General features: G+C 67.0%; 26 protein-coding genes. 7 read left to right on the top strand and 19 right to left on the bottom strand.

Going from position 1 to position 26198, the window contains the following annotated elements; genetic code table 11:
- The 9 genes from QP609_RS15380 to rlmD all read right to left on the bottom strand — a co-directional run bounded on the left by QP609_RS15380 (position 1) and on the right by rlmD (position 7325).
- Positions 1-270, bottom strand: coding sequence for a hypothetical protein (locus QP609_RS15380; RefSeq protein WP_014647988.1), 270 nt, complete (start codon positions 268-270; stop codon positions 1-3).
- 180 nt (positions 271-450) lie between these two features.
- Positions 451-1719, bottom strand: a complete 1269-nt coding sequence (locus QP609_RS15385; RefSeq protein WP_014647989.1) for an NAD(P)/FAD-dependent oxidoreductase — start codon at positions 1717-1719, stop codon at positions 451-453.
- 125 nt (positions 1720-1844) lie between these two features.
- Positions 1845-2051: a cold-shock protein gene (locus tag QP609_RS15390; protein ID WP_005410590.1), complete on the bottom strand. Its 207-nt coding sequence runs from the start codon at positions 2049-2051 to the stop codon at positions 1845-1847.
- Positions 2052-2139: 88 nt separating this feature from the next.
- The gene (locus QP609_RS15395) at positions 2140-2886 is read right to left on the bottom strand and encodes an S-methyl-5'-thioinosine phosphorylase (protein WP_006461208.1); all 747 of its coding nucleotides are present in this window, start codon (positions 2884-2886) and stop codon (positions 2140-2142) included.
- An 82-nt stretch (positions 2887-2968) separates the two neighbouring features.
- Positions 2969-3523, bottom strand: coding sequence for a hypoxanthine-guanine phosphoribosyltransferase (locus QP609_RS15400; RefSeq protein WP_014038078.1), 555 nt, complete (start codon positions 3521-3523; stop codon positions 2969-2971).
- On the bottom strand, positions 3523-4530 hold the full coding sequence (gene nagZ / locus QP609_RS15405) for a beta-N-acetylhexosaminidase (RefSeq protein ID WP_014647990.1): 1008 nt from the start codon (positions 4528-4530) through the stop codon (positions 3523-3525). Before nagZ ends, QP609_RS15400 begins: the two co-directional genes overlap by 1 nt.
- A gap of 129 nt (positions 4531-4659) precedes the next feature.
- Positions 4660-5355 (bottom strand): DsbA family oxidoreductase, encoded by a 696-nt coding sequence (locus QP609_RS15410; protein WP_169412739.1) that lies wholly within the window; start codon positions 5353-5355, stop codon positions 4660-4662.
- 115 nt (positions 5356-5470) lie between these two features.
- Positions 5471-5956, bottom strand: coding sequence for a CYTH domain-containing protein (locus QP609_RS15415; RefSeq protein WP_014647992.1), 486 nt, complete (start codon positions 5954-5956; stop codon positions 5471-5473).
- A 34-nt stretch (positions 5957-5990) separates the two neighbouring features.
- Complete coding sequence (gene rlmD / locus QP609_RS15420) at positions 5991-7325, bottom strand: 23S rRNA (uracil(1939)-C(5))-methyltransferase RlmD (RefSeq protein ID WP_032959001.1); 1335 nt, start codon at positions 7323-7325, stop codon at positions 5991-5993.
- A gap of 127 nt (positions 7326-7452) precedes the next feature.
- Here rlmD and QP609_RS15425 point away from each other — a divergent pair, with 127 nt between their 5' ends.
- Positions 7453-8181, top strand: a complete 729-nt coding sequence (locus QP609_RS15425; RefSeq protein WP_014647994.1) for a response regulator — start codon at positions 7453-7455, stop codon at positions 8179-8181.
- A 521-nt stretch (positions 8182-8702) separates the two neighbouring features.
- Here the strand turns inward: QP609_RS15425 and recO are convergent.
- The 9 genes from recO to rpoE all read right to left on the bottom strand — a co-directional run bounded on the left by recO (position 8703) and on the right by rpoE (position 17363).
- Entirely contained in the window at positions 8703-9422 is a 720-nt protein-coding gene (recO, locus tag QP609_RS15430) for a DNA repair protein RecO (RefSeq protein ID WP_197621790.1), read from the bottom strand.
- An 18-nt stretch (positions 9423-9440) separates the two neighbouring features.
- A complete protein-coding gene (era, locus tag QP609_RS15435; protein WP_005410599.1) occupies positions 9441-10337 on the bottom strand; it encodes a GTPase Era in 897 nt (298 codons plus the stop codon).
- Complete coding sequence (gene rnc / locus QP609_RS15440) at positions 10334-11014, bottom strand: ribonuclease III (RefSeq protein WP_046431951.1); 681 nt, start codon at positions 11012-11014, stop codon at positions 10334-10336. The genes era and rnc overlap by 4 nt, the downstream gene beginning before the upstream one ends.
- On the bottom strand, positions 11004-11387 hold the full coding sequence (locus QP609_RS15445; RefSeq protein WP_014647998.1) for a DUF4845 domain-containing protein: 384 nt from the start codon (positions 11385-11387) through the stop codon (positions 11004-11006). The genes rnc and QP609_RS15445 overlap by 11 nt, the downstream gene beginning before the upstream one ends.
- 52 nt (positions 11388-11439) lie before the next feature.
- Positions 11440-12234: a signal peptidase I gene (lepB, locus tag QP609_RS15450; RefSeq protein WP_014038087.1), complete on the bottom strand. Its 795-nt coding sequence runs from the start codon at positions 12232-12234 to the stop codon at positions 11440-11442.
- A 55-nt stretch (positions 12235-12289) separates the two neighbouring features.
- Positions 12290-14083: a translation elongation factor 4 gene (gene lepA / locus QP609_RS15455; protein WP_032958997.1), complete on the bottom strand. Its 1794-nt coding sequence runs from the start codon at positions 14081-14083 to the stop codon at positions 12290-12292.
- Between the two features lie 180 nt (positions 14084-14263).
- Entirely contained in the window at positions 14264-15796 is a 1533-nt protein-coding gene (locus QP609_RS15460) for a DegQ family serine endoprotease (RefSeq protein ID WP_169433036.1), read from the bottom strand.
- Positions 15797-15870: 74 nt separating this feature from the next.
- The gene (locus tag QP609_RS15465; RefSeq protein WP_169411371.1) at positions 15871-16746 is read right to left on the bottom strand and encodes a sigma-E factor negative regulatory protein; all 876 of its coding nucleotides are present in this window, start codon (positions 16744-16746) and stop codon (positions 15871-15873) included.
- On the bottom strand, positions 16743-17363 hold the full coding sequence (gene rpoE / locus QP609_RS15470) for an RNA polymerase sigma factor RpoE (protein WP_014038091.1): 621 nt from the start codon (positions 17361-17363) through the stop codon (positions 16743-16745). Before rpoE ends, QP609_RS15465 begins: the two co-directional genes overlap by 4 nt.
- 235 nt (positions 17364-17598) lie before the next feature.
- Between rpoE and QP609_RS15475 the strand changes: the two genes are divergently transcribed.
- The 4 genes from QP609_RS15475 to QP609_RS15490 all read left to right on the top strand — a co-directional run bounded on the left by QP609_RS15475 (position 17599) and on the right by QP609_RS15490 (position 22624).
- Positions 17599-19662, top strand: coding sequence for a 3-hydroxyacyl-CoA dehydrogenase NAD-binding domain-containing protein (locus QP609_RS15475; protein WP_069116210.1), 2064 nt, complete (start codon positions 17599-17601; stop codon positions 19660-19662).
- A 601-nt stretch (positions 19663-20263) separates the two neighbouring features.
- A complete protein-coding gene (locus tag QP609_RS15480) occupies positions 20264-21127 on the top strand; it encodes a pirin family protein (protein WP_005410608.1) in 864 nt (287 codons plus the stop codon).
- Between the two features lie 121 nt (positions 21128-21248).
- A complete protein-coding gene (gene aqpZ / locus QP609_RS15485; RefSeq protein ID WP_197621724.1) occupies positions 21249-21968 on the top strand; it encodes an aquaporin Z in 720 nt (239 codons plus the stop codon).
- Positions 21969-22165: 197 nt separating this feature from the next.
- Positions 22166-22624, top strand: coding sequence for a hypothetical protein (locus tag QP609_RS15490; protein ID WP_049441929.1), 459 nt, complete (start codon positions 22166-22168; stop codon positions 22622-22624).
- A gap of 128 nt (positions 22625-22752) precedes the next feature.
- On the opposite strand, the gene QP609_RS15495 is transcribed toward QP609_RS15490, so the two are convergent.
- The gene (locus tag QP609_RS15495) at positions 22753-23604 is read right to left on the bottom strand and encodes a pirin family protein (RefSeq protein WP_014648005.1); all 852 of its coding nucleotides are present in this window, start codon (positions 23602-23604) and stop codon (positions 22753-22755) included.
- Positions 23605-23819: 215 nt separating this feature from the next.
- Between QP609_RS15495 and QP609_RS15500 the strand changes: the two genes are divergently transcribed.
- On the top strand, positions 23820-25901 hold the full coding sequence (locus QP609_RS15500; RefSeq protein ID WP_014648006.1) for a carbon starvation CstA family protein: 2082 nt from the start codon (positions 23820-23822) through the stop codon (positions 25899-25901).
- Complete coding sequence (locus tag QP609_RS15505; protein WP_032958992.1) at positions 25901-26125, top strand: CstA-like transporter-associated (seleno)protein; 225 nt, start codon at positions 25901-25903, stop codon at positions 26123-26125. The genes QP609_RS15500 and QP609_RS15505 overlap by 1 nt, the downstream gene beginning before the upstream one ends.
- Positions 26126-26198: the final 73 nt, after the last annotated feature.

Below are 26198 nucleotides of genomic sequence, written 5' to 3' on the forward strand. Positions count from 1 at the left end.
TCAGGCCGGACGAATGTCCAGCTGCGGCATCAACTGGAACTCAGGCGTGTCAACTTCACGTCGCCGCGGCAAGGCCTGGATTGCCGCCAGCATCTCCTGTGCGCAGGCGCGGATGCGTCCGTGGTGCTCCGGCGATGCATGACTGATCAAGCTGCCCACATGGAATTCGAACACGTCCTCCAGTACGTCGGGCTGGTCCTCGTGCAGCATCTGCAACAGTCCGCGCAGCTTGCAGATTTCCGATTCCAGCTCCTCGACCGCGAACCACATGGCGTCCTCCTCTTCAACAACAGGCGGCACGTCCGGGCCGCGACAGGCCGCAACGGCAGCGCCGCCCGGGCCACGCGCGATGTCAATCACGGAAAGGAAAACGGGCGACGCGCAATCGCGTGCAACCTACTTCTCGCATATACACGGTGAGGCAACCGTTAATTCGCGTGACAGCGCGCTTCACGCATTCGCAGTGATCGCGCTGATGCCAGGCATCTGCGCCCCTGCAGCCAACGCGTCGACAAATGCCGGATCCAGCGCAAGCGAACCGAACCAGCCATGCTGGGTACCGCTGAGCACGCGCAGCATGTGGCCACGCCCACCCGGCAGGCGCCCCATCGGCCCGAGCAGCACGTCTCGCGCCTTTGCCCAGGCATCGCGATCAGACTGGAACAGCGGCGTCAGCCAACGGCTCCAGCGCTGGTAGACCGCAACGTGCGCCCTGCGCTGCGCCTGGTAGGCCTGCAATGCAGCGCCTCCCCCGCCATGTGCGCGCACGGCATCGCGCAATGCCAGCGCATCGAGCAGCGCCATGTTCACGCCCTGCCCCAGCTGCGGGCTCATCGCATGTGCGGCATCGCCGGCCAGCACCATGCGGCCGCAATGCCAGCGCGTCATCACGGCGTCACGGTAGACCGCGCGCGCCAGCTGGCCGGCATCATGCAGATGCGCAAAGCGCGCGCTGGCCTGCGGCCACAGCGCGTGCAGCTCGTCCAGCCAGGGCGTCATGCCATCGGCCTGCCATCGTTCGAAGTCGGCGCGTGGCAGGCTCCAGAAGAAGCTCAGGCGCGGCGTGTCATCACCGGGCCGCGTACCGACCGGCAGCAGCCCGATCATCTTGCGCGCGGCCACGTAGCGCTGCCGCAGCTCCTGCAGGTGCGGCCAGTCCTCGGCCGGCAGCAGGCACCACAGTGCGCCCCAGGGATACACGCGGTCCAGCCCGGTGCCGCCTTCGATCGAGCCGCGCAGCGTCGAAGCCGCACCATCGGCGGCCACCACCAGGTCGAACGGCCCATGCATGCGGCCCTCACTGTCATGCAGGCGGCCCTGTGCGGCATCCACTGCGGCGATGGTGACGCCGGCATGCAGCTGGCCCGCACCCGCACGCGCCCCGTCCAGCAGCGAGAACAGCGCCCCACGCTGCATGCCGAGGCCGTGCAGGCGCGCGTCCAGGCCGTCATAGCGCATGTCCATCACCGTGCGCTCGCACGGTGTATCGCCATACAGACGGTGCACCGGCGCCGCATGCGCGCGCACGGCGTCAAGCAGGCCCATCTGCCACAGCACCTGCAGGCCGCTGGGCTGCAGCAGGAAGCCGGCGCCAACCGGCCCCGGCGAGGGCACGCGTTCGAAGATCTCCACCTCGTGGCCATCACGAGAGAGCAGGATGGACAATGCCTGTCCAGCGGTGCCGTAGCCGATCACGGCGATGCGCAGTCGTTCCTTCATCGGCGCATTGTGCCCGAGCGCAAATCCGGATGGCCACCTGGAACCCTGCCCACAGCGCCGCAATCCCCGTCGCGACGCAAAAAAAACCCCGCCGGAGCGGGGTTTTCAACGCACTGTCGAGTGGATCACTCGGCCGGCGTGATGTTCGAAGCCTGGGCACCCTTCGGGCCCTGGGTCACGTCATAGGTGACACGCTGGCCTTCCTGCAGGCTGCGGAAGCCCTTGGAGTTGATGGCGGAGAAGTGCGCGAACACGTCGGCGCTGCCATCCTCCGGCGAGATGAAGCCAAATCCCTTGGCGTCGTTGAACCACTTGACGGTACCGTTCGGCATGGTGATGCGAGACCTTATGCAATGAATGGGTGGTGTACGCTGAACCCGCGCACAAGCTGAGTATGCAAAGCTTGCTCGGGGAAGACAATCACCCCCGCGCCAATTCGCCCACCAGTTCCGGAAGTCCGTTGCTGGCCGCCTGCACGTTCGCCAGTACTTCGGCCATCGTAATCTCCTCGCCATCACCGCAGCCGGCGGCCCAGTTGGCGATGATTGCCAGGCAGGCGTAATCCAGCCCCAGCTCGCGTGCCAGCGCGGCCTCCGGCATGCCGGTCATGCCTACCAGGTCGCAGCCGTCACGGCGCATGCGGGCGATCTCGGCGATGGTCTCCAGGCGCGGGCCCTGCGTCGCGCCGTAGCAGCCACCGTCATGGACCGTGACGCCGGTCACTTTCGCTGCCGCCAGGATCTTGCTGCGCAGCATCGGCGTATAGGGGTGGCCGAAATCGACGTGGACCACGTCGGTGCCTTCTTCTTCACAGATCGTGCTGATGCGGCCCCAGGTGTAGTCGATGATCTGGTCCGGGCAGGCCAGCACGCGCGGGCCGAAGTCTTCGGTGATGCCACCCACCGTGTTCAATGCCAGCACGCGCTGCGCGCCCAGCTGCTGCAGTGCGGCCAGGTTGGCGCGGTAGTTGATCTTGTGCGGCGGCAGTGAGTGCCCCTCGCCATGCCGCGCCAGGAACGCCACGCGATGACCGAGCAGCGTGCCCACGCGCACCGGGCCGGACGGGCGGCCAAAGCGGGTGTCGACCTCGTGGGTCTGCACGTCGTCGAGCTTGGCCAGGTTGTAGACACCGGTACCGCCGATCACGGCCAGGGCGATCTGTTGCATTCAAAGCACTCCATGGAAAGACGAACGCCGGCACCCGAGGATGCCGGCGGTGGAAGAAGACGCGCCGCAGGCAGCTGCGCCGTTACTCCTTCATTGCGTAGATCGCCGGCACGCAGCGCAGGGTCTCGTTGACGTCCATGCCGAAGCCGAACACGTAGCGGTCCGGCAGCTCGATGCCGGCGTAGTCGGCGGTCACGTCCGGCAGTGCGCGGTCGTGCTTCTTCACGGTCATCGCGGCGATGCGCACGTCGGTCGCGCCCTGCTCCAGGCACCAGGTGCGGACGCCCTGCAGGGTGTAGCCCTCGTCGAGGATGTCGTCGATCAGCAGCACGCGGCGGCCGAACAGCGAGGTGGCCGGCTTGTGCTTCCAGACCAGGTCACCGCCGGTGGTTTCACCGCGGTAGCGGGTCGCGTGCAGGTAATCGAACTGCACGTCCTGGCCGCGCGCGCCCAGTTCCAGCGCCAGCTGGCCGGCGAACGGCAGCGCACCATGCATGATGGACAGGAACAGCGGCACCTCGCCCTTGTAATCGCGCGCGATGGCGTCGGCGATACCGGCGATGGCCTTGTCGATGGTGGGGCGGTCGACCAGCAGGTCAGCCTGGGCCAGGGCCTGGGAAATGGTGAGGTTGGGCATCAGACGGTTCTTCCAAGGGTTTCAAGCAGACGGGATTGGGTGTCGCCATGGCGGGCGTCGGCCAGCAGGCCGTCCCAGCCGAGCGCGCCGCGGCCAAGCAGGCCCAGCAGCGCAGCAGTATTGAGGGAGCGTCCCTGCACCGCGTGCAGGGCTTCATCGACCAGTTCCGGGTGGCAGACCAGCACCACGTCGCAGCCGGCATCCAGGTGCGCGTGCACGCGTGCCGGCACGCCACCGGCACTGTGCGAGGCGGCCATGCCGATGTCATCGGAGAACACCACGCCACGGAAGCCGAGCTCGCCACGCAGGATGTCCTGGATCCAGCGCGGGGAATAGCCGGCCGGCTCCGGCGCCACCTGCGGATAGATCACGTGCGCCATCATCACCGCATCGGCACCGGCGGCGATGCCGGCCTGGAACGGCACCAGGTCCTGGGCGCGCAGTTCGTCCAGCGCGCGCGGGTCGATCGCGGTATCGACGTGGGTGTCTTCCAGCACGGTGCCGTGGCCGGGGAAATGCTTGAGCGTGGCGGCCATGCCGACCGCATGCATGCCGCGCACATAGGCGGCGGTGAACGCGGCCACCACCTGCGGGTCTTCACTGAAGGCACGGTTGCCGATGGCGCGGTTGCCGCGGCCAAGGTCGACCACCGGCGCGAAACTCAGGTCGAGGCCGCTGGCACGTACTTCGCTGGCCATCAGCCAGGCATGCTGCTCGGCCAGGGCCAGCGCCTGCTGCGGGTCGGCGGCGTACAGCGCGCCGATGTCCTGCAGCGGCGGCAGCGCGCTGTAGCCCTCGCGGAAACGCTGCACACGGCCGCCTTCCTGGTCCACGCAGATCAGCTGCGGGCGCGGGGCGGCGGCACGGATCGCCGCACTCAGATCGGTCACCTGCTGGCGCGAGGCGAAGTTGCGCTTGAACAGCACCACCCCGGCCACGGCGTCGTGCTGCAGCCAGTCACGTTCCTGGGCGGTCAGTTCGGTGCCGGCAACGCCGATCAGCAGCATGGTCGATCTCCACAACGCGCGCCCGCATGGCGCAGTGCCGCATTGTCGCAGAACCGGCCGACAGGCGCAGGGGTCAGACGAAGGGGAGTGTGGGGTCAGAGCCCCTGCGGGGATCTGACCCCGATCTGCTCAGACTTTGCAGCCGTCCGGGCCGCAGGCCTCGTCGCCGTCAGCCGAAGCTGCCGGGGCGCCCTGTTCGGCTGCGATCTGGCGAAGGGCGTTGGCGAAGGCCTCTGGCGGCTGGGCCCCGGAAATGGCCCACTTCCCATCGATGACGAAAGTCGGCACCGAGGAAATGCCCAGTGCATGGGCCTGCGCCAGCCTGGCTTCGACCTCGGCCAGGCCGCGGTCGGAGCCCAGCATCTGCGCGATTTCAGCACCGTCCAGGCCGCCAGCCACGCCGGCCTTCACCAGCACTGCAGTATCGGCCAGATTCTGGCCATGCTCGAAGTGGGCACGGAAAAGTGCTTCGCCGACCGCATCCTGCACGCCGTGCTGGCCGGCCAGCCACAACACCCGATGGGCCGGCAGCGTGGTCACCCGCACCTGGCCCTGGCTGAAATCCATCGGCAGGCCCTCGGCCCGCGCGGTGGTCTGGGTCTGGCCGAGGATCTGCTCGGTGCGCTCGACGCCACCGAACTTGCGCACATAGGCCTCGCGCAGCGGCACCGGGGTGGCGTCCGCGTCCGGGTCCAGCTGGAACGGCTGCCAGTGGATATCGAGTTCAGGCGCATTGGCGCGGAGCAACTGCACACCCTGCTGGAAGCGATGCTTGCCGATCCAGCACCAGGGGCAGACCACGTCGGAGTAGATGTCGATTCTCATCCCCACCACATGGGGCCCGCCTCCCTCGAAAAAAGGGGACGGAGGGGATTAAGTCGTTTCCAGCACAGCTGGGGTAAAGACGACTTAATCCCCTCCGTCCCCTTTTTTGGGGGCTTCACCACTGTGAATAGGGGTGACTGGCCAGTGCGACGTTGTAGTAGCGCGCGTCGTCGGTGACTTCGGCACCCACCCAGTCCGGCAGTTCGATCGCCTGGTCGGCGCTGTCCAGCTCGACTTCGGCCACGACCAGGCCGGCGTTGTCGCCGAAGAACTCGTCCACCTCCCAGGTCAGGCCGGCGTGTTCGACCAGGTGGCGGCGCTTGTCGATCAGGCCACCGACGCACAGCGCCAACAGGGCGCGCGCATCCTCCACCGGGATCGGGTAGTCGAACTCCTGGCGGGTATGGCCGATGGTGCGCGACTTCAGGTTCAGCGCGGCGTGGTCGCCTTCGATGCGCACGCGCACCGAGGCGTTCTGGGTGCCGCGGTCGAGCGCGCCCATGTCGTTGATGTAGCCCTGCGCCATCGGGATCACCCGATGCGCGGCGGTGCGCCAGCCATCACTGCTGACGAGGAATTTGCGTTCGATTTCGATGCCCATCGCGCCATTATGCGCGATGGGTGATGACAACCTGTCAGCGCTTCTCGAACACCGCGATGCTTTCCACGTGCGCGGTATGCGGGAACATGTCCATGGCACCGGCGCTGACCAGGGTGAAGCCCTGTTCGTTGACCAGATAGCCGGCATCGCGCGCCAGCGAGCCCGGGTGGCAGCTGACGTAGACAATGCGCTTGAACTGCTTCAGCGGCAGCTGCTGCAGCACTTCGATCGCACCCGAGCGCGGCGGGTCCAGCAGCAGCTTGTCAAAGCCCTGGCGCATCCACGGGGTGCTGCGCTGGTCCTGGGTCAGGTCGGCGCTGAAGAACTGCGCGTTGGCCAGGCCGTTGCGCTCGGCGTTCTCACGCGCACGCGCCACCAGGCCGGCATCGCCTTCCACGCCAACCACCTCGCGCACGCGGCGCGCCAGCGGCAGGGTGAAGTTGCCCAGGCCGCAGAACAGGTCCAGTACACGCTCGTCCTCACCCGGTTCCAGCAGGTCCAGGGCGTGGGCGATCATCTTCTCGTTGAGCTTGGCATTGACCTGGATGAAGTCCAGCGGGCGGAACGCCAGCTCGACATCCCACGGCGCCAGACGGAACGACAGCGGCACACCCTGCCCGTCCAGCGGCTGCACGGTATCCACGCCGCCGGACTGCAGGTAGATCACGAAGCCATGCTGCTGGCCGAAGGCCGCCCAGGCCGCGCGGTCGGCATCGCTGAGCGGCTGCAGATGGCGAACGGTCAGGACCACGGCCTGGTCACCGGCGATGAATTCGATCTGCGGGATGTCACGCTTGCCATCGAGTGACTCGATGAAGGTGGACAGCGCCTCGACCTTGGTACCAATCTCGGGGATCACGGTCAGGCACTGGCTGAGGTCGGCAACGAAGCGCGGATCCTGTTCACGGAAGCCGACCAGGGTCTTGTCCTTCTTTTCGACCCGGCGCACCGAGAAACGGCCCTTGCGGCGATAGCCCCAGCTCTCACCGACCAGCGGCGCCAGCACGGTGCCCGGCTTCACATGGCCGATCCGCTCCAGGTTGTCCATCAGCACGCGCTGCTTGGCCACGATCTGCTGGTCTTCGTCCAGGTGCTGCAGCACGCAGCCGGCGCAGGTGCCGAAATGCGGGCACTTGGGGGTCACCCGCTGCGGCGAGGCCTGCAGCACCTCCAGGGTGCGCGCCTCGTCGAAATGGCGGCTGCGGGCAGTCTGTTCAGCCATCACCACCTCGCCGGGCAGCGCGCCGCTGACGAAGGTGACCTTGCCGCCCTCGCCTTCACGGCGGGCGACACCGCGACCATCATGGCTGAGGTCGAGGATCTCGGTCTGGAATGGGGTACGGTCAGTGCGGGAACGGGATCGGGCCACGTGGCAACAGGCTGCGGGCAAAAATGGGGGCGTATTGTCGCAGATCCTGACCGACGGGGCCTGGACCCGCTTGCGCCCGTGGCCGTCGTGCTTGATGATTGGGCCAGCTGACATGGAGGCAGCCCTGATGCAGATGACCCCGCGGGCCGCACGGCCCCGCTTCCTGCTTGTCGAGGACGACATCATCAGCCGCGGTTTTTTCAAGGCGGCGTTGGAAACGTTACCGGCGGATGTGGATACCGCAGATTCGCTGGCCAGTGCCCTGGCCAGTGCCGAACCCGGCGCGCATGATCTGTGGCTGATCGACGTCAACCTGCCGGATGGCAATGGCGCGCAACTGCTGCGTGAGCTACGCCGCTCACATCCCGACACACCGGCGCTGGCACATACGGCCGACGGCGATACCTCCATCCACGCCCGCCTGCGCGAAGCCGGTTTCAGCGACACCCTGGTCAAGCCGCTGGGCCGCGACCAGCTGCTGAAGGCCGTGCGCCGTGCGCTGGTCAACAGCCCGGCGGGAATCTTCGTGGCACAGGCCCCGGCCGCGGTCGAGCTGGCCGTTCAGGACTGGGACGAGACTGCGGCATTGGCCGCGCTCAATGGCCAGCGCAACCACCTGATCGCACTGCGCGAGCTGTTCCTGGCCGAGTTGCCCGGTGTGCGCGACGCGGTCGAGCAGGCGGTGGACCAGCACGACGAGCGCCAGCTGCGCAGCCAGTTGCACCGGTTGCAGGCGAGCTGTGGCTTCGTGGGGGCGGCACGGTTGGGCCGGGCGGTGCGCCAGCTGCATCATGCACCCGAGTCCGGGCAGGCCCAGGACGGGTTCCGCGCCGCGGTAGCTGCCCTGCTGCATTGAGGGTTTTTCGGCAAGGCTGCGCCCTGCACCCGCAGAGGCTTCAAGCCAAGCCAAGGCAACAGCAACAGCAACGGCATGCATTCCGTGGGTTGGCGGTGCGGTATCGGAGGGCGGGGACGCCGTAAACCCGTCCTTGGGGGCTTGGCAGCCGCATCCATGCGGCTGACACCCCGCCCTCCGATACCGCCCCACCTCTTACAGTTTTCCGCGATCGGGTAGATCCACGCCATGCGTGGATGAATTTCTGTCAGATATCGAAATCAATCTGGGGTCGGATCCGTTTTCCTGCGGAAAACGGATCCGACCCCACGCCGTTCCGACAGTTCGCGGAACACTGTCGAAGGCGGGGTGGGTCCGGTTGCGGGAGTGTCCGCGGCATGGATGCCGCGGCCAAGCCCCCAGGGACGGGTTTACGGCGTCTCCCGCAACCGGACCCACCCCGCCTACCCAAGGATAGCCAGCTTTTGCCGTTGACGTTGATTCGGCAGGTGCAGGGCTGCAAGCCCTGCCGCCCCCCCCCCCTACTTGCGCGGCGCAAGCTGCTCGAGCATTTCCCAGGACTTCAGCCCGCGCGCGCCCAGGTGATGGGCCAGCACCCGCCGCATCGGCAGGCGCAGGCTGGCCAGATCGGCGGCATCCGGTTCTTCGTCGGCCGCAAGGGCCAGCAGCGCCGAGCCAGTGGCCGCCGCCCGGCGCTCCCCGCCACGCTCGCTCAGCAGGCGCTGCGCCCCTTCCTGCGGGTCCAGCTCGTAGCGCGCCGCCGGGTCGATCGGCTGGCCATCACTGGCACTGTCCAGCTCGAGACCCAGGCCCAGCGCGGACAGCAGTTCGCGCTCGAAACGGCGCAGGGTCCAGGCCAGGCCGGCACCGACCGCCAGCCGCGCGCGTGCCTCACCGTAGGCAAGGTACAGCTCCGGCAGCGGGTCCTGGCGCGGGGCCAGGCGCAGGGTCAGTTCACTCAGGTAGAAGCCGGCCAACATCGCCTGGCCGACCAAGCGTGGCGCGGCATCCAGCGCCTCGGCACCCCGCAGCTGGGCCAGTTCACCCCGCTGCTGGGCACTGAAGCGGATCCACTGCAACGGCTGCAGGGCGGCGCGCAGCACCTGGCCCTTGGCGGTGGACACGCCACGCGCCAGCAGGCCGATACGGCCATGCTGCGCGCTCAACACTTCGACCAGCAGGCTGGTCTCGCGGTAGGCCCGTGCGTGCAGCACGAAGCCGGTGTCGTCCTCGATCATCATCGAAGCGACCGTCGCGGCTTATTCGTAGCCGAAGGCCTTCAGCGCGGCCTCGTCGTCGGACCAGCCTTCACGCACGCGCACCCAGGTTTCCAGGAACACCTTGGCCCCGAACAGACGCTCCATCTGCAGGCGGGACTTGGCGCCGATCTCCTTCAGGCGGGCGCCGCCCTTGCCGATCACGATGGCCTTCTGGCCCTCGCGCTCGACCCAGATCACCGCACCGATGCGCAGCAGGTTGCCATCCTCGGTGAAGCGCTCGATCTCGACGGTGGTTGCGTACGGCAGTTCCTCGCCGAGCTGGCGCATCAACTGCTCGCGCACCAGTTCACCGGCCAGGAAACGCTGGCTGCGATCGGTGATCTCGTCCTCGCCGAACATCGGCGGGGCTTCCGGCAGCAGCTTCAGCACGTCGCGCACCAGTGCTTCCAGGCCGTTGCGCTTCTGCGCCGAGATCGGGTGCACGGCGGCGAAATCACGCCCTTCGGTCACCTGCTGCAGGAACGGCAGCAGCGCGCCCTTTTCCTTCAGGCGATCGATCTTGTTGACCACCAGCACCACCGGGATGCCGGCGTCGCGCAGCACGTTGAACGCCAGGCTGTCCTCTTCATCCCAGCGACCGGCTTCGATCACCAGCAGCCCTGCATCGACGCCTTCCAGCGAGCCACGCGCGGCGCGGTTCATCACCCGGTTCATCGCCCGCTTCTGCACCTTGTGCAGGCCAGGGGTGTCGACCAGGACCAGCTGGCCTTCCGGATAGGTGGCGATGCCCAGCAGGCGATGGCGCGTGGTCTGCGGACGGTTGGAGACGATGCTGACCTTGGCGCCGACCAGGGCATTGGTCAGGGTCGACTTGCCCACGTTCGGGCGGCCGATGACGGCCACGCTGCCGCAATGATGGGGAGTTTGTTCGCTCACTTGGAATCCAGTTGTTCTAGGACGGCCGCAGCCGCCTGTTGTTCGGCAAGCCGCCGCGAGGCGCCTTCGCCCTCGGTGCTGGCGGCCGGGTCGGCTACGTTGCAGCGTACCCGGAAGTGCTTGGCGTGGTCGTCACCGGATTCTGACACCAGTTCATACTGCGGCAACGCCTTCTGTCGGGCCTGCAGCCATTCCTGCAGGCGGGTCTTGGGGTCCTTCTCGGGCCGGCCGGAGGCCGGCAGTGCCTCGATCGAAGCGCTGAACCAGGGCAGTACCACCGCCCGGCAGGCCTCGAAGCCGGCATCCAGGTAGATCGCAGCCACCACGGCTTCCACCGCGTCGGCCAGGATCGAATCACGACGGTGGCCGCCGGACTTCATTTCGCCCGGACCCAGGATCAGTCGATCGCCCAGTTCCAGGGTGCGCCCGATCACCGCCAGCGCGCCTTCACGCACCAGCTCGGCGCGGGCACGGGTCATCGCGCCTTCGTCAGCCTTGGGCCAGCGCTGGTACAACGCCTCGGCCGCCATCATGTTGACGATGCTGTCGCCCAGGAACTCCAGGCGCTCGTTGTGTGGCGCACCGGCACTGCGATGCGTCAGCGCCTGCTTCAGCAGCGCCGGGTCGCGGAAGGGATGACCGATCAGGTCACCACGTTGGAAAGGTTTATTCGGCACCGCTTCGGGTCAGGTCCTGGGATGAATCGAATTTGCCAACCACGTCCAGGTTGCCGACCAGCGGACGGCGCACTTCGTAGTTGACCTTGAGGGTCCAGCCATTGTCGCGGCGGTCGAACTTCACGTTGGCCGGCTTCACGTTTTCCGAGTAGTTGATGTACAGCCGCTTGAAGAACAGATCCTGGATCCGGGCCGGTTCCATGCTGCCCACACCCGGCTCGTTGGCCAGGCTCTTCATCGCCGAGCGCACCGCGTAATACTCCTGGTACATCGGGAACAGCTTCATGCCGATGTAAAGGAAGAAACCGACCACGATCAGGACCGCCAGGAACGAGGTCAGGGTCATGCCACGCTGCGTGTTCATCGTCTTCATTGCGTTCTCCCCAGATACGCGTTGGATGTGAAAATACTCGGTTGATGCCCGATCAGTTGATGCTCGAGCCGATCCGCGACGGCTCGAAGCCATCCTTGCAGAACCAGCCCTGGCAGTTCAGCCAGATCAGGAAGGCCTTGCCGCGCAGGTTTTCTTCCGGCAGCAGGCCCCAGAAACGGCCATCGTCGCTGTTGTCACGGTTGTCGCCCATCACAAGGTACTTGCCGGCCGGCACGGTCCACTGGCCCTGGCCACGCGGATAGTCGGTCTCCAGCACGGTGTGGGTTCGACCCGGCAGGTGTTCGACCAGCAGGTTGGCACCCTCGCCCTGGCCCTTGTGGCCTGCATAGATGCCCTTGTTGTCGTACTTCAGCGGTTCGCCGTTGAGGATCACGCCGTCGCCTTCGAAGACCACGGTGTCGCCCGGCACGCCGATGACGCGCTTGATGAAGTTCTCACCCTTGGCCGGATCGTTGTCGCTGTGGCCGGGGAAGTGGAACACCACCACGTCGCCGCGCGACGGCTCGCCAAACGGCACGATCTTGGTGTTGCTGATCGGCAGGCGCAGGCCGTAGGAGAACTTGTTGACCAGGATGAAGTCGCCGATCAGCAGGTTCGGCATCATCGAGCTGGACGGGATCTTGTACGGCTCGGCGATGAAACTGCGCACGATCAGCACGATCGCCAGCACCGGGAAGAACGCACGCGAGTAATCCACCAGCACCGGCTCGGAGTCGAGCAGGCCCGCGCGCTGGGCGCGACGCTTGGCGAGGTACAGCTTGTCCGCGAGCAGGATCAGGCCCGAGGCCAGGGTCAGCACGACCAGGAGGATCTCAAACAGTTTCATTCAGGGTCCTTTGCAACGTCACCAGACGACCGGCCCCGCAGGGCCGGTGCGGGCCTTACTTGTTGTCCATCTGCAGGACGGCCAGGAACGCTTCCTGCGGAATCTCCACGCGTCCGACCTGCTTCATGCGCTTCTTGCCTTCCTTCTGCTTTTCCAGAAGCTTCTTCTTGCGCGAAACGTCGCCACCATAGCACTTGGCCAGCACGTTCTTGCGCATGGCCTTGACCGTGGTGCGGGCGATGATCTGCGAACCGACGGCAGCCTGGATGGCCACGTCGAACATCTGGCGCGGGATCAGGTCCTTCATCTTCTCGCACAGCTCGCGGCCACGTCGGTCAGCGTGGCTGCGGTGCACGATCAACGACAGCGCATCGACCTTGTCACCATTGATCAGCACGTCCACGCGCACGAACGGGCCTGCGTCGAAGCGCACGAAGTGGTAATCGAGCGAGGCATAGCCGCGGCTGACCGACTTCAGCTTGTCGAAGAAGTCCAGCACCACCTCGGCCATCGGCAGCTCGTAGCTGATCTGCACCTGGCTGCCCAGGTAGTTGATGCCGATCTGGCTGCCGCGCTTTTCTTCGCACAGCTTGATGATGTTGCCGATGTACTCCTCGGGGGTGAGCACGTTGGCGCGGATGATCGGTTCGCGGATTTCCTCGACCTGGTTCACCGCCGGCAGCTTGGCCGGGTTGTCCATGTTGATGATCGAGCCATCGGTCTTCAGGACCTCATACACCACCGTCGGCGCGGTGCTGATCAGGTCCAGGTTGTATTCGCGCTCCAGGCGCTCCTGCACGATTTCCATGTGCAGCATGCCCAGGAAGCCGCAGCGGAAGCCGAAGCCCATCGCCTCGGAGCTTTCCGGCTCGAAACGCAGCGCGGCATCGTTCAGGCGCAGCTTGTCCAGCGCTTCGCGCAGGTCCGGGTAGTCTTCGGCATCGACCGGGAACAGGCCGGCGAACACGCGCGGCTGCATTTCCTGGAAGCCCGGCAGCGGCTTCGGCGCCGGGTCGCCGGCCAGGGTGAGGGTGTCGCCGACCGGCGCACCATGCACGTCCTTGATGCTGGCGGTGACCCAGCCCACTTCACCGGCACGCAGCGCCGGCAGCACCTTGCGCTTCGGCGTGAACACGCCGACGTTGTCGACCTGGTGGTTGCGGCCGGTCGACATCACCTGCAGCTTGTCACCGGCCTTGATCTCGCCCTGCATCACGCGCACCAGCGACACCACGCCGAGGTAGTTGTCGAACCACGAGTCGATGATCAGCGCCTGCAGCTTGTCGGTGTCGCGCGGCGCCGGCGGCGGGATGCGGTGCACGATCGCTTCCAGCACGTCCTGCACGTTGAGGCCGGTCTTGGCACTGACCGGCACGGCGTCGGAGGCATCGATGCCGATCACGGCCTCGATCTCGGCCTTGGCGCGCTCGATGTCGGCGGTGGGCAGGTCGATCTTGTTGATCACCGGCACCACTTCCAGGCCCTGCTCCACGGCGGTGTAGCAGTTGGCCACCGACTGGGCTTCCACGCCCTGCGCCGCATCGACCACCAGCAGCGCGCCTTCGCAGGCGGCCAGCGAGCGGCTGACTTCATAGGAGAAGTCGACGTGGCCGGGGGTGTCGATGAAGTTCAGGTGGTAGGTCTGCCCGTCCTTGGCCAGGTACGGCAGTGACACCGACTGCGCCTTGATCGTGATGCCACGCTCGCGCTCGATCGGATTGGAATCGAGCACCTGCGCTTCCATCTCGCGGGCCTGCAGGCCACCGCAGAGCTGGATGATGCGGTCGGCCAGCGTGGACTTGCCGTGGTCGACATGGGCGATGATGGAGAAGTTGCGGATGTTCCGCATCGAATCAGAAGACATAGGTGGCGGCGGCGCGCGGCGTCGTCAGGGTAACGGTCGATTATCGCACGCCCAGCGCCCGGCCGCGAAAACCGGCTGCCGGGCACCGGCCCGGAACGACCGAAGCCCCGCCGGGGCGGGGCTTCGGGGGAGGCCCAGGGGCCGCCGGAGCGGCCCCGGCAGGCCCTACTGGCCGGCCTTGACCGCCACGAAGGCGCTGTTGCCATTGGCCGTGCGGACCAGCAGCATGACCACGTCGTCCTTCTTGAAGCTGGACAGCGCCCGGTTCAGGGCATCCACACTGCCGACCGCGACGCGGCCGACCTGCAGGATCACCATGCCCGGCGACAGGCCGGCATCACGCGCCGCCTGGCCCTTGACCCCGGTGATGCGCACGCCTTCGTTGCCGTTGAGCCCGAACTGCTTGCGCTGAGCTGCGCTCAGTTCGCTCACGTCCAGCCCCAGCAGGGCATTGGCCCCGGTCTGCGGCGCCGCCTCGGCACCGCCGGCCGACGGCCCGCGGGCACTGGCCTGCCCGTCTTCACTCAGGGCGGTCAACGTGGCACTGAGGTCATGCGGCTTGCCGTCGCGGTACACCACCAGGTTCACCTTGCTGCCCGGCGCCATCGCACCGATCAGCGGCGGCAGGTCGGACCAGCTGTTGACCGGGCTGCCGTTGACCGAGCGGATGACGTCGCCCACCTGCACGCCGGCCTTGGCGGCCGCACTGCCGGCCACGATCTGGTTGACCAGGGCGCCACGGCTGTCCGGCAGGCCCAGGCCCTGCGCCTTCAGCGAATCGATCGGCTCCACGACCGCGCCGAGCTGGCCGCGGGTGACCTTGCCGCTCTTCTTGATCTGCTCCACCGCGCTCATCGCCAGGTCGATCGGGATCGCAAAGCTGATGCCCATGTAGCCGCCGGACGCGGAGAAGATCTGCGAGTTGATGCCGACCACTTCGCCGCGGGTGTTCAGAAGAGGGCCACCGGAATTGCCCTGGTTGATCGCCACGTCGGTCTGGATGAACGGCACATAGCGCTGGTCGGGGCCCCCCGTACTGCGGCCGACGGCGCTGACCACGCCGGCGGTGACAGAGTGGTCGAGGCCGAACGGCGAGCCGATCGCGACAACCCACTGCCCCGGCTTCAGGCTGTTGGAGTCACCCACGCGGACGGTTGGCAGGTTCTTCCCGTCGATCTTCAGCAGGGCGACGTCGTACTGCTGGTCGCTGCCCACCACCTTGGCGGTGAACTCACGGCTGTCGCCCAGCTTGACCTTCACGTCACTGGCGTCGGCCACCACGTGGTAGTTGGTCAGCACATAGCCATCGGGCGAGATGATGAAGCCCGAACCCATGCCACGGCCCTTGATGCTGGGGCCACCGTCTGGCCCACCCGGCCCCTGCCCCGGCATCGGGAAGTCGGGACCAAAGAAGCGGCGGAAGAACTCCGGCATGTCATCGTCGCCCATCGGGCCGCGCGCGGCCTGGCGGTTGTTGCGGACGATGGTGGTGTCGACGTTGACCACGCCCGGGCCGACCTGTTCGACCAGGTTGGTGAAGTCGGGCAGGCCACTGACCAGCGGCTGCGCCGGTGCCCGCGCGGCCGCGGCTGCCGCGGGCTGGGTCTGCGCGACGGGCGCCGGCGCCTGTGCGCAGGCCACCAGGGGAAGGGTCAGGGCCAGCAGGCCAATGGCCTGCGTGCGGAGTCGGGGAGTCATCGGACGGCAACCTCCGGGTCGGGTGGAAAGAGGAATACGGGCCCCGCCGACGGCGGGGCGTGAAGGCGCCCGGCTCAGTCGCGCGGGCGCGGCGGCACCGACAGGTCATCCTGCAGGCGCGGCTCGAACGGATAGAACGCGGCACTACCGGCGTGGGACGGGAAGCTGGCATTGAGCGCGCCGCCAGCGGCGGGCGCCAGGCTGGAGCGCGGCCATGGCCGGGCCTGCAGCCCGCTGACCTCGCCGAACGGCAGGTTGCGGTTGGCGTTGGCCGGCACGGTCGGGGTCAACGGTGCCTGCACGGCCGCGATGGCGCGCTGCGAAGTGTCGTCGCGCTGGGCGGCACGCGCGGCCTGCTGGCTGCGCGTAGCGCTGGCACGGCGGGCGTCCTGGCGGCGGCCCGCCGCGGCCATCGCTACGGCCGGCGCAGCAGCCACGGCCACTGCGGCCGTGTCCACCGAAGCCTCGGTGACTGGGGTCGGCGCGGCCGGTGCCAGTTCCGCCTGGCTGGCGATCACCTGCGGCGCCAGCGGTTCACCCGGCGTCGCCTCCTTCAATTTCTCGCCGCCGATGAACAGGGCGACCGCGGCGACCGATGCGGCCAGCGCAGCACCGCCGCCCCAGGCGCGCCAGCCACTGCGACGCACTTGGCGACGCGGCTCGGCCTGCGGCGTCGGCTCTGCCGCAATGGCGGCCGCAACGGCGGCACTGAAGCCGGCCGGTGCCAACGCCGGGGCCTGCCCGCGCATCACGTCGCCCAGCAGCTGCCAGCGCTCCTGGCAGCCGGCCAGTTCGGGGTCGTGTTCCATCCGGCGCAGCAGGAAGCGCGCTTCATCGGCACCCAGCTCGCCATCGACCAGGGCCGACAGCTGCTCGCGATGGCGCTGGTCCAGGCGCTGCCCGGCGGGCGATTGATGGTTCTGCGATTCGTTGAACGGGTTACTGGTCATACGCGGCTCTTCTCACGGGTGGCGCTGCCGATGTCCAACAGCGGCCGGAGTTCGGTGTCGATCGCCTCGCGCGCCCGGAAGATCCGGGAACGCACGGTGCCGATCGGGCACCCCATCTTCTGCGCGATATCCTCGTAGCTCAGGCCTTCCACCTCGCGCAGGGTGATCGCCGACCGGAGTTCCTCCGGCAGCGCGTTGACGGCCTTCATGACCGTCTGTTCCAGCTCCTGGCGCATCAACTCGCGCTCGGGCGTGTCGGTGTCCCGCAGGCGGGTACCGCTGTCGAACTGCTCGGCGTCACCGATGTCGATGTCATCGGTCGGCGGACGACGATTGTGTGAAGCCAGGTAGTTTTTGGCGGTATTCACGGCGATTCGATGCAACCAGGTTGAGAACTGGGCATCGCCACGGAAACTCCCGATCGCGCGGTAGGCACGGATGAAAGTGTCCTGGGCGACGTCCTGACATTCGCTCCAGTCGGCGATGTAGCGACCGACCAGGGCCACGACCCGATGCTGGTACTTGCGCACCAGGACATCGAACGCGGCACTCTCGCCGTGCTGCACGCGCCGGACCAGCTCCAGATCCAGCTCCTGAGGTGTATCAACATCGGCCATGAGGGGCCGCACTCCTGTCAGCCCAACCGACGTCGGGCAATGAGACTGCCAATCCCGGGAAAAGTTCAGTCGCCGATCACCTGGCGCCGCACCAGCTTTTAACCACCATTCGGTTAGCGTCCCGATCCACGGCCATGGATCCGGGGGCGCCACTCCCCTGCTATTGGGATTTGACGCGGGGGAAACAACCTCTGGATCATAGCCGCTTCTCCATACACAACCGGATGGAACGTCCATGCTCTCAGGCTTCGATGGTCTCCGCTTCAGCCACTGGCACCCCGAGATCCGCGACGACGGCGTGGTGGTTCTCTCCCTGGATCGCCAGGACAGCAGCGTCAATGCGATGTCGCAGGACGTGCTGCTGGAACTGGGCGACCTGCTTGAGCGCATTGCCCTGGACCCGCCCAAGGGCGTAGTCATCCAGTCGCTGAAGAAGGCCGGCTTCATTGCCGGTGCCGACCTGAAGGAGTTCCAGGAATTCGACCGTCGCGGCACCGTCAACGACGCGATCCGGCGTGGCCAGGCCACCTACCAGAAGCTGGCCGAGCTGCCCTGCCCGACCGTGGCGGCCATCCACGGCCACTGCCTGGGCGGTGGCACCGAGCTTGCCCTGGCCTGCCGCTATCGCGTGGCCTCCAATGACAGCAGCACCCGCATCGGCCTGCCGGAAACCCAGCTGGGCATCTTCCCGGGGTGGGGTGGCAGCGCCCGCCTGCCGCACCTGGTGGGCGCCCCGGCAGCGATGGACATGATGCTGACCGGCCGCACCCTGTCGGCCTCGGCCGCGCGTGGCATCGGCCTGGTCGACAAGGTGGTGGCACCGGCGGTGGTGCTCGACACGGCCGTTGCACTGGCGCTGTCCGGCACCACCCGCCCGTTCAAGCAGCGCGCCACGGCCTGGGCCACCAACACCTGGCTGGCACGCACGCTGCTGGCACCACAGATGGTCAAGCAGGTCGCCCGCAAGGCGAAGAAGGACCAGTACCCGGCGCCGTACGCGCTGATCAGCACCTGGCAGCGCAGTGGCGGCAAGCCGATCCAGGCCCGCCTGGACGCCGAGCGGCGTGCCGTGGTGAAGCTGGCCAGTACTCCGACCGCGCGCAACCTGATCCGTATCTTCTTCCTGACCGAACGCCTGAAGGGCCTCGGTGGCGGTGATTCCGGCATCCGCCACGTGCACGTGGTCGGCGCCGGCGTGATGGGCGGCGACATCGCCGCGTGGGCCGCCTACAAGGGCTTCGAGGTGACCCTGCAGGACCGCGAGCAGCGCTTCATCGACCCGGCCATGGAACGCGCGCAGGCGCTGTTCGCCAAGAAGGTGCGCGACGAGAGCAAGCGCCCGGCCGTGGCCGCGCGCCTGCGTGCCGACCTGGAAGGCAACGGCGTGGCCGAGGCCGACCTGGTGATCGAGGCAATCATCGAGAACCCCGAAGCCAAGCGTGCGCTGTACCAGACGCTTGAGCCGAAGATGAAGCAGGACGCCCTGCTGACCACCAACACCTCGTCGATTCCGCTGGTGGAACTGCGCGACCACATCCAGCGCCCTGCGCAGTTCGCGGGCCTGCACTACTTCAACCCGGTAGCGCAGATGCCGTTGGTGGAGATCATCCATCACGACGGCATGGCGCCGGAGACCGAGCGCCGCCTGGCCGCGTTCTGCAAGGCGCTGGGCAAGTTCCCGGTGCCGGTGGCCGGCAGCCCGGGCTTCCTGGTCAACCGCGTGCTGTTCCCGTACATGCTGGAAGCGGCCACCGCGTATGCCGAGGGCATTCCGGGCCCGGTGATCGACAAGGCCGCGGTGAAGTTCGGCATGCCGATGGGCCCGATCGAACTGATCGATACCGTGGGCCTGGACGTGGCCGCCGGCGTCGGCCGCGAACTGGCGCCGTTCCTGGGCCTGCAGATCCCGGCCGCACTGCAGACGGTGGAACCGGACAAGCGCGGCAAGAAGGATGGCCAGGGCATCTACACCTGGGAGAACGGCAAGCCGAAGAAGCCGGACGTGGCCAGCGACTACCAGGCCCCGGCCGATCTGGAGGACCGCCTGATCCTGCCGCTGTTGAACGAGGCGGTGGCCTGCCTTCACGAGGGCGTGGTGGCCGACGCGGACCTGCTGGATGCCGGCGTGATCTTCGGCACCGGTTTCGCACCGTTCCGCGGCGGTCCGATCCAGCACATCCGTGCGGTCGGTGCCGATGCGATCGTCGAGCGGTTGAAGGCGCTGCAGCAGCGCCATGGCGACCGTTTCGCGCCGCGCCCCGGCTGGGACAACCCCGTCCTGCGCGAACCGGTGGTCTGAGTTCATCGGCCGGGCCTGCGGCCCGGCACCCGCAGAGGCAACCGCCGAAGCCAGAGCCGGAGCAACAGCCGGCTCTGGCTTTTCTGTTAGGCGGGCGGGGCGGTGTGGGCTTGCAGGACACGCCGTAAACCCATCCATGGGGGCTCGATGGCGCCATCCATGGCGCCAACGGTCCTGCAAGCCCACACCGCCCCACCCAGACAGTTTCCCGGTGACGGTTGCTGAACTGCGATGGCTGGTAGGTGTCGACCTTGGTCGACACCAGGAGCGAAGCGACCGGCGTTTGATTTTGATTTTCTTTTTTCTTCTCCGTGGCTGGACGCACACGGAAACTGTCAGAGGTCGGGCGGGTGGGTTGCGCAGGACCGTTGGCGCCATGGATGGCGCCATCGAGCCCCCATGGACGGGTTTACGGCGTGTCCTGCGCAACCCACCCGCCCGGCCAAGCGCGGCTTTTGATCTTGCTTCCGCCTTCAGCGCCCCCCACAGCCACGAGGGGCTGCGCCGTTGGCTGGAACACCCTGTTACCCATACGGGGCATGTGCCCGTCACAGCTGCATGCGATGCTCACCACCTGATCCCTGCCAGCGAGAACGCCCGCATGACCACCATCATCGCCCCGCGCGTGCACGACATCGGCGGCCTCGAAGTCCGTCGCGCCGTCCCCACCCTGCAGGCGCGCAGCATCGGCTCGTTCGTGTTCGTCGACCAGATGGGCCCGGCACTCATGCACCCCGGCACCGCCATCGACGTGCGCCCGCATCCGCATATCGGCCTGGCCACCGTCACCTACCTGTGGTCGGGCGCGATCGGCCACCGCGACACGCTGGGTTCGGATCAGGTGATCCGTCCCGGTGACGTCAACTGGATGACCGCCGGCCGCGGTATCGCCCATTCCGAGCGCACGCCGCAGCCGGACCGCGATCACGACAACCCGATCCACGGCATGCAGACCTGGGTCGCGCTGCCGAAGTCGCATGAAGAGATCGAGCCGGCGTTCTACCACCATGCCGCTGCCACCCTGCCCGAGCAGCGTCGCAACGGCGCGTGGCTGCGGGTCATCGCCGGCCGTGCGTACGGCGAGGAATCGCCGGTGAAGGTGTTCGCCGACACCCTCAACGTGGCAATCGATCTCGACCCCGATGCGGAAATCGATATCGACGACGGCCACCGAGAGCGCGCGTTGTACATCCTCGAGGGCGACGCGCAGCTGGATGGCGTGGATATTCCCGCGCAGCACCTGGTGATCCCCGAAGCCGGTGCACGCGGCCGCCTGCGCGCGAAGACGCCGGTGAAGGCGATGCTGTTCGGTGGCGAGCCGCTGGATGGCCCGCGCCACCTGTGGTGGAACTTCGTGTCGAGCTCGAAGGAGCGCATCGAGCAGGCCAAGCACGACTGGGAAGCCGGCCGCTTCGGCACCATTCCGGGCGACGACAAGGAATTCATCCCGCTTCCGCAGTACTGAACATCGCGTGTTGCACACATCTGAAGGTGTATCCCTGCACCCGGCGTTGACGCTACAGTCACCCGCTGATCATTGAAATGTGACATAAATCACACTTTCGACCGTCAAAGGAGTGCAACACATGAGCATGGGTAAACGCTTGTCCGCCGAGTTCCTCGGCACGTTCTGGCTGGTTCTGGGTGGCTGTGGCAGTGCGGTGCTGGCCGCCAAGTTCGGTGGCGACGGCAATCCGCTGGGTATCGGTTTCCTCGGCGTGGCGCTGGCCTTCGGCCTGACCGTGGTGACCGGCGCCTATGCGTTCGGCCATATCTCCGGCGCGCACTTCAACCCGGCAGTCAGCGTCGGGCTGTGGGCCGGTGGTCGTTTCCCGACCAGGGATCTGGTGCCCTACATCATCGCCCAGGTTGCCGGCGGTCTGCTGGCCGGCTTCATCCTGCTGCAGATCGCCTCCGGCGCCAGTGGCTTCGCCATCGATGGCAGCCAGGCGGGTGCGTTCGCCAGCAATGGCTATGGCGCGCTGTCGCCCGGCGGCTACAGCGTGGCAGCCGCCTTCCTGTGCGAAGTGGTGCTGACGGCGGTGTTCCTGATCGTAATCATGGGTTCCACCCACGGCAAGGCACCGGCCGGTTTCGCCCCGCTGGCGATCGGCCTGTCGCTGACCCTGATCCACCTGATCAGCATTCCGGTCACCAACACCTCGGTGAACCCGGCCCGCTCCACCGCCGTGGCCTTCTTTGCCGGCAGCGGAGCAGTCAGCCAGCTGTGGCTGTTCTGGGTCGCTCCCCTGCTGGGCGGCGCGATCGGCGGCCTGATCTACAAGTGGATCGGCAGCGAACGCTGATCCTCGCGACTCCCATTGCGGCCGACCCTCGGCCGCAATGGTTACTTCTGTAACCGCGAATTGTGCGATTGCTCACGTTCCGTTAAGGTTGAGTTGACCGTCCGTGCACATGCCGGATGGGGCGGCATCCGGGGATGGGATGCCATGGCCGCCGGCCCTGCTGGCGGAGCCAAACAACTCATCACCTTGGGGGATGCATGAAGTTCGTGCCTGTCATGTTGTCGAGCCTGCTGTTCGCTGCGGCCCAGGCCGCCGCGCAGGCGCCGTCCGAATGTCCTTCGCTGCCAGCCAGCAGTGGCCTGCAGTGGCAGCAGCAGGTGCAGGCCGATTTCCTGGTCTGCCGCGCCAGCACCCCTGATGGCCGCGAAGTACTGAGCCTGATGCTCAGCGCGCGTGACCCCGCCATTCCGCTGAGCCGCTCGCTGCGCCAGGAAAAAGGCAGCTTCGGCGGTGAATCACTGTACTGGTACCAGCCCGACCTGGGCGGCCAGCAACCGCCGGGATATGCCGAACGGCGCATCAGCGTGGTCAAGATCGACAAAGGGCGTTATGCGCAGATTGCGCTGTATCCGGACAGCGCGCAGGAACTGAGCTCACTGCAGCAGCTGGCGCAGGGCATGAGCCTGACCCCTTCGGCCGTGGCCGCCGGGCGCTGAAGGTGACGGGGATGACTGCCTGGCAGCATCCCCGCAATGCACCTCGATCGGCAGGTAGTGCCGGCCGCCGGCCGGCAAACCCTTCGGTCCTGATCAAAAGCAGGTGCCGGCCGGCGGCCGGCACTACCTCAGAACCTGCCTTCCTGGAAATCGACGAAGGCCTGCATCAGTTCCTGCCGCGTGTTCATCACGAACGGGCCGTGCCGCATCACCGGCTCGCGCAACGGACGGCCGGCCACCAGGATCAGCCGCGCGCCTTCGCTGCCAGCCGAAACATGCAGCTGTTCGCCGCCGCCCAGCACCGCCAGCTCCTGGCGCGCAACATCACGGGCGGCGTCCTGTTCACCCACCGTCAGTCCGCCTTCAAATACATAGGCAAAGGCGTTGTGGCCTTCCGGCAGCGTGTAAGTCCAGGCCCGGTCGGGCGCCAACGTGATGTCGAGATACAGCGGCTCGGTGGCCGGCTGCACGATCGGGCCGCGGGTGCCGTCGACCGAGCCGGCGATCACCTTCACTTCCACGCCGGCTGCCGGCTGCACCACGGGAATGCGCTCGGGCGCGAACTCCTGGTACTTCGGCTCGGTCATCTTCTCCTTCGCCGGCAGGTTCACCCACAGCTGGAATCCACGCATCTGCCCGCTTTCCTGCTCGGGCATCTCCGAGTGCACCAGGCCGCGGCCAGCGGTCATCCACTGCACGCTGCCCGGGGTCAACAGGCCTTCGTTGCCATGGTTGTCGCGATGCCGCATGCGTCCGTCGAGCATGTAGGTGACGGTCTCGAAACCGCGGTGCGGGTGTTCCGGGAAGCCGGCGATGTAGTCCTCGGCCCGGTCGGTGCCGAATTCATCGAGCAGCAGGAACGGGTCCAGGTCCGGCAGCGTCGGGCCGCCGATGACGCGGGTCAGGCGCACGCCGGCACCGTCGGAGGTGGGCATGCCACGGATGGTGCGCAGCACGCGGACCGGTTCGGGAAGGCTCATGGCGACTCCTGTGGGATGGATGCCCCTGAAGATGGACGCCACATGGCCGTACGCCAATGGATGGCACCGCAACCAATTGTTCCATCCCTGATGTTGGCTGCACGTCAGCGCCACCGTCGTACGACCAAAGTACTACCGCCGATTCGTCCTGTGCCAATTGACCCTGTCGTGGGCAAGCAGGACTCTTTGACTGTCTTTCCGGGAGAGAGCACCTCATGAAAGGGTTTTCCAAACTGGGCTGGGCGGCACTCGCCCTGCTCGGCGCATTCTGTCTGGGCACCGTCGCCCTGCGCCGCGGCGAGCACATCAACGCACTGTGGATCGTGGTGGCCGCGGTCTCGCTGTACCTGGTCGCCTACCGCTTCTACAGCCTGTTCATCGCCAACAAGGTGATGCAGCTGGATCCGACCCGGGCCACCCCGGCGGTGATCAACAACGATGGCCTGGACTACGTGCCGACCAACAAGCACGTGCTGTTCGGCCACCACTTCGCCGCCATTGCCGGCGCCGGCCCGCTGGTCGGCCCGGTGCTGGCCGCGCAGATGGGCTACCTGCCCGGCCTGCTGTGGCTGGTGGTGGGCGTGGTGCTGGCCGGCGCAGTGCAGGACTTCATGGTGCTGTTCCTGTCCAGCCGTCGCAACGGCCGCTCGCTGGGTGACCTGGTGCGCGAGGAGATGGGCCAGGTACCCGGCACCATCGCCCTGTTCGGTGCGTTCCTGATCATGATCATCATCCTGGCGGTGCTGGCGATGGTGGTGGTCAAGGCGCTGGCCGAAAGCCCGTGGGGCATGTTCACGGTGATCGCGACGATGCCCATCGCGATCCTGATGGGCGTGTACATGCGCTACATCCGCCCCGGCAGGATCGGCGAGATTTCGGTGGTTGGCCTGATCCTGCTGCTGGCCGCGATCTGGTACGGCGGCAAGGTCGCCGCCGACCCGGTGTGGGGGCCGGCGTTCACCTTCACCGGCACCCAGATCACCTGGATGCTGATCGGCTACGGCTTCGTCGCCTCGGTGCTGCCGGTGTGGCTGCTGCTGGCCCCGCGCGACTACCTGTCGACCTTCCTCAAGATCGGCACCATCATCGCGCTGGCCATCGGCATCCTGGTGGTGATGCCGGAACTGAAGATGCCGGCGCTGACCCAGTTCGCCGCCAGCGGTGATGGCCCGGTGTGGAAGGGCGGCATGTTCCCCTTCCTGTTCATCACCATCGCCTGCGGTGCGGTCTCCGGTTTCCACGCACTGATCTCCTCCGGCACCACGCCGAAGCTGCTGGCCAATGAAGCGCACATGCGCTACATCGGCTACGGCGGCATGCTGATGGAATCGTTCGTGGCGGTGATGGCGCTGGTGGCGGCCTCGATCATCGATCCGGGCATCTACTTCGCGATGAACAGCCCGGCCGCCGTGATCGGTGCCGATGCAGCCTCGGCGGCGCACTACATCACCAACACCTGGGGCTTCACCATTACCCCCGAGCAGTTGACCGCGACCGCGGCCGCCATTGGTGAACCGACTATCCTGCACCGCGCCGGTGGTGCACCGACGCTGGCGGTAGGCATCGCGCAGATCCTGCACGAAGCGATTCCCAGTGGCAGCGACGCGATGATGGCGTTCTGGTACCACTTCGCGATCCTGTTCGAAGCCTTGTTCATCCTGACCGCGGTGGACGCCGGCACCCGCGCCGGGCGCTTCATGCTGCAGGACCTGCTGGGCAACTTCGTGCCGGCCCTGAAGAAGACCGAGTCGTGGACCGCCAACATCATCGGTACCGCCGGCTGCGTGGCGCTGTGGGGCTACCTGCTCTACACCGGCGTGGTCGATCCGTTCGGCGGCATCCAGACGCTGTGGCCGCTGTTCGGCATCTCCAACCAGATGCTGGCTGGCATCGCGCTGATGCTGGGCACGGTGGTGCTGTTCAAGATGAAGCGTGACCGCTATGCGTGGGTCACTGCGGTACCGGCGGTGTGGCTGCTGATCTGCACCACCTACGCCGGCTTCATCAAGATCTTCGACAGCAACCCGGCGCAGGGTTTCCTGGCGCAGGCACACAAGTTCCAGGCCGCGCTCGCCAGCGATACGATCACTGCACCGGCCAAGTCGGTGGCGCAGATGAAGCAGATCGTGGTCAACGCCTACGTCAACACCGGCCTGACCGCGCTGTTCCTGCTGGTGGTCGGCGCGGTGCTGGTGTATTCGATCAAGACCATCCTGGCGGCACGCCGCAACCCGCAGCGCAGCGACCGCGAGACCCCGTACGTGGCGCTGAAGCCGCATGAAATGGTGGATCTGTGATGAGCACGCAACTGGTTCCCGCCGGCCAGTACCAGGCGCACCGCCGCATCTGGCGGCGCCTGGTGCAGACCGCACGACTGTGCTGTGGCATTCCTGACTACGACAACTACGTCCGGCACATGCTGGATAAGCACCCGGACCAGGAGCCGATGGACTACAAGACGTTCTTCCGCGAGCGCCAGGAAGCGCGTTACGGCGGGCGCAACGGCGGGCGCTGCTGCTGAGGGCCAGGCCTGCCTTTCAGCGGGCAAAAGAAAGCCGAGCGCGGGCTCGGCTCTACACGGGCAGAGCGGGTTC

The organism is Stenotrophomonas sp. 8(2023) (genome assembly GCF_030345295.1).
Classification (GTDB): domain Bacteria; phylum Pseudomonadota; class Gammaproteobacteria; order Xanthomonadales; family Xanthomonadaceae; genus Stenotrophomonas; species Stenotrophomonas muris.

Coding starts and splice junctions, on each gene's coding strand:
- QP609_RS15380 (WP_014647988.1), bottom strand. CDS start 270: ATGTGGTTCGCGGTCGAGGAGCTGGAATCGGAAATCTGCAAGCTGCGC.
- QP609_RS15385 (WP_014647989.1), bottom strand. CDS start 1,719: ATGAAGGAACGACTGCGCATCGCCGTGATCGGCTACGGCACCGCTGGA.
- QP609_RS15390 (WP_005410590.1), bottom strand. CDS start 2,051: ATGCCGAACGGTACCGTCAAGTGGTTCAACGACGCCAAGGGATTTGGC.
- QP609_RS15395 (WP_006461208.1), bottom strand. CDS start 2,886: ATGCAACAGATCGCCCTGGCCGTGATCGGCGGTACCGGTGTCTACAAC.
- QP609_RS15400 (WP_014038078.1), bottom strand. CDS start 3,523: ATGCCCAACCTCACCATTTCCCAGGCCCTGGCCCAGGCTGACCTGCTG.
- nagZ (WP_014647990.1), bottom strand. CDS start 4,530: ATGCTGCTGATCGGCGTTGCCGGCACCGAACTGACCGCCCAGGAACGT.
- QP609_RS15410 (WP_169412739.1), bottom strand. CDS start 5,355: ATGAGAATCGACATCTACTCCGACGTGGTCTGCCCCTGGTGCTGGATC.
- QP609_RS15415 (WP_014647992.1), bottom strand. CDS start 5,956: ATGGGCATCGAAATCGAACGCAAATTCCTCGTCAGCAGTGATGGCTGG.
- QP609_RS15425 (WP_014647994.1), top strand. CDS start 7,453: ATGCAGATGACCCCGCGGGCCGCACGGCCCCGCTTCCTGCTTGTCGAG.
- recO (WP_197621790.1), bottom strand. CDS start 9,422: ATGATGATCGAGGACGACACCGGCTTCGTGCTGCACGCACGGGCCTAC.
- QP609_RS15445 (WP_014647998.1), bottom strand. CDS start 11,387: ATGAAGACGATGAACACGCAGCGTGGCATGACCCTGACCTCGTTCCTG.
- lepB (WP_014038087.1), bottom strand. CDS start 12,234: ATGAAACTGTTTGAGATCCTCCTGGTCGTGCTGACCCTGGCCTCGGGC.
- lepA (WP_032958997.1), bottom strand. CDS start 14,083: ATGCGGAACATCCGCAACTTCTCCATCATCGCCCATGTCGACCACGGC.
- QP609_RS15460 (WP_169433036.1), bottom strand. CDS start 15,796: ATGACTCCCCGACTCCGCACGCAGGCCATTGGCCTGCTGGCCCTGACC.
- QP609_RS15465 (WP_169411371.1), bottom strand. CDS start 16,746: ATGACCAGTAACCCGTTCAACGAATCGCAGAACCATCAATCGCCCGCC.
- rpoE (WP_014038091.1), bottom strand. CDS start 17,363: ATGGCCGATGTTGATACACCTCAGGAGCTGGATCTGGAGCTGGTCCGG.
- QP609_RS15475 (WP_069116210.1), top strand. CDS start 17,599: ATGCTCTCAGGCTTCGATGGTCTCCGCTTCAGCCACTGGCACCCCGAG.
- QP609_RS15480 (WP_005410608.1), top strand. CDS start 20,264: ATGACCACCATCATCGCCCCGCGCGTGCACGACATCGGCGGCCTCGAA.
- aqpZ (WP_197621724.1), top strand. CDS start 21,249: ATGAGCATGGGTAAACGCTTGTCCGCCGAGTTCCTCGGCACGTTCTGG.
- QP609_RS15490 (WP_049441929.1), top strand. CDS start 22,166: ATGAAGTTCGTGCCTGTCATGTTGTCGAGCCTGCTGTTCGCTGCGGCC.
- QP609_RS15495 (WP_014648005.1), bottom strand. CDS start 23,604: ATGAGCCTTCCCGAACCGGTCCGCGTGCTGCGCACCATCCGTGGCATG.
- QP609_RS15500 (WP_014648006.1), top strand. CDS start 23,820: ATGAAAGGGTTTTCCAAACTGGGCTGGGCGGCACTCGCCCTGCTCGGC.
- QP609_RS15505 (WP_032958992.1), top strand. CDS start 25,901: ATGAGCACGCAACTGGTTCCCGCCGGCCAGTACCAGGCGCACCGCCGC.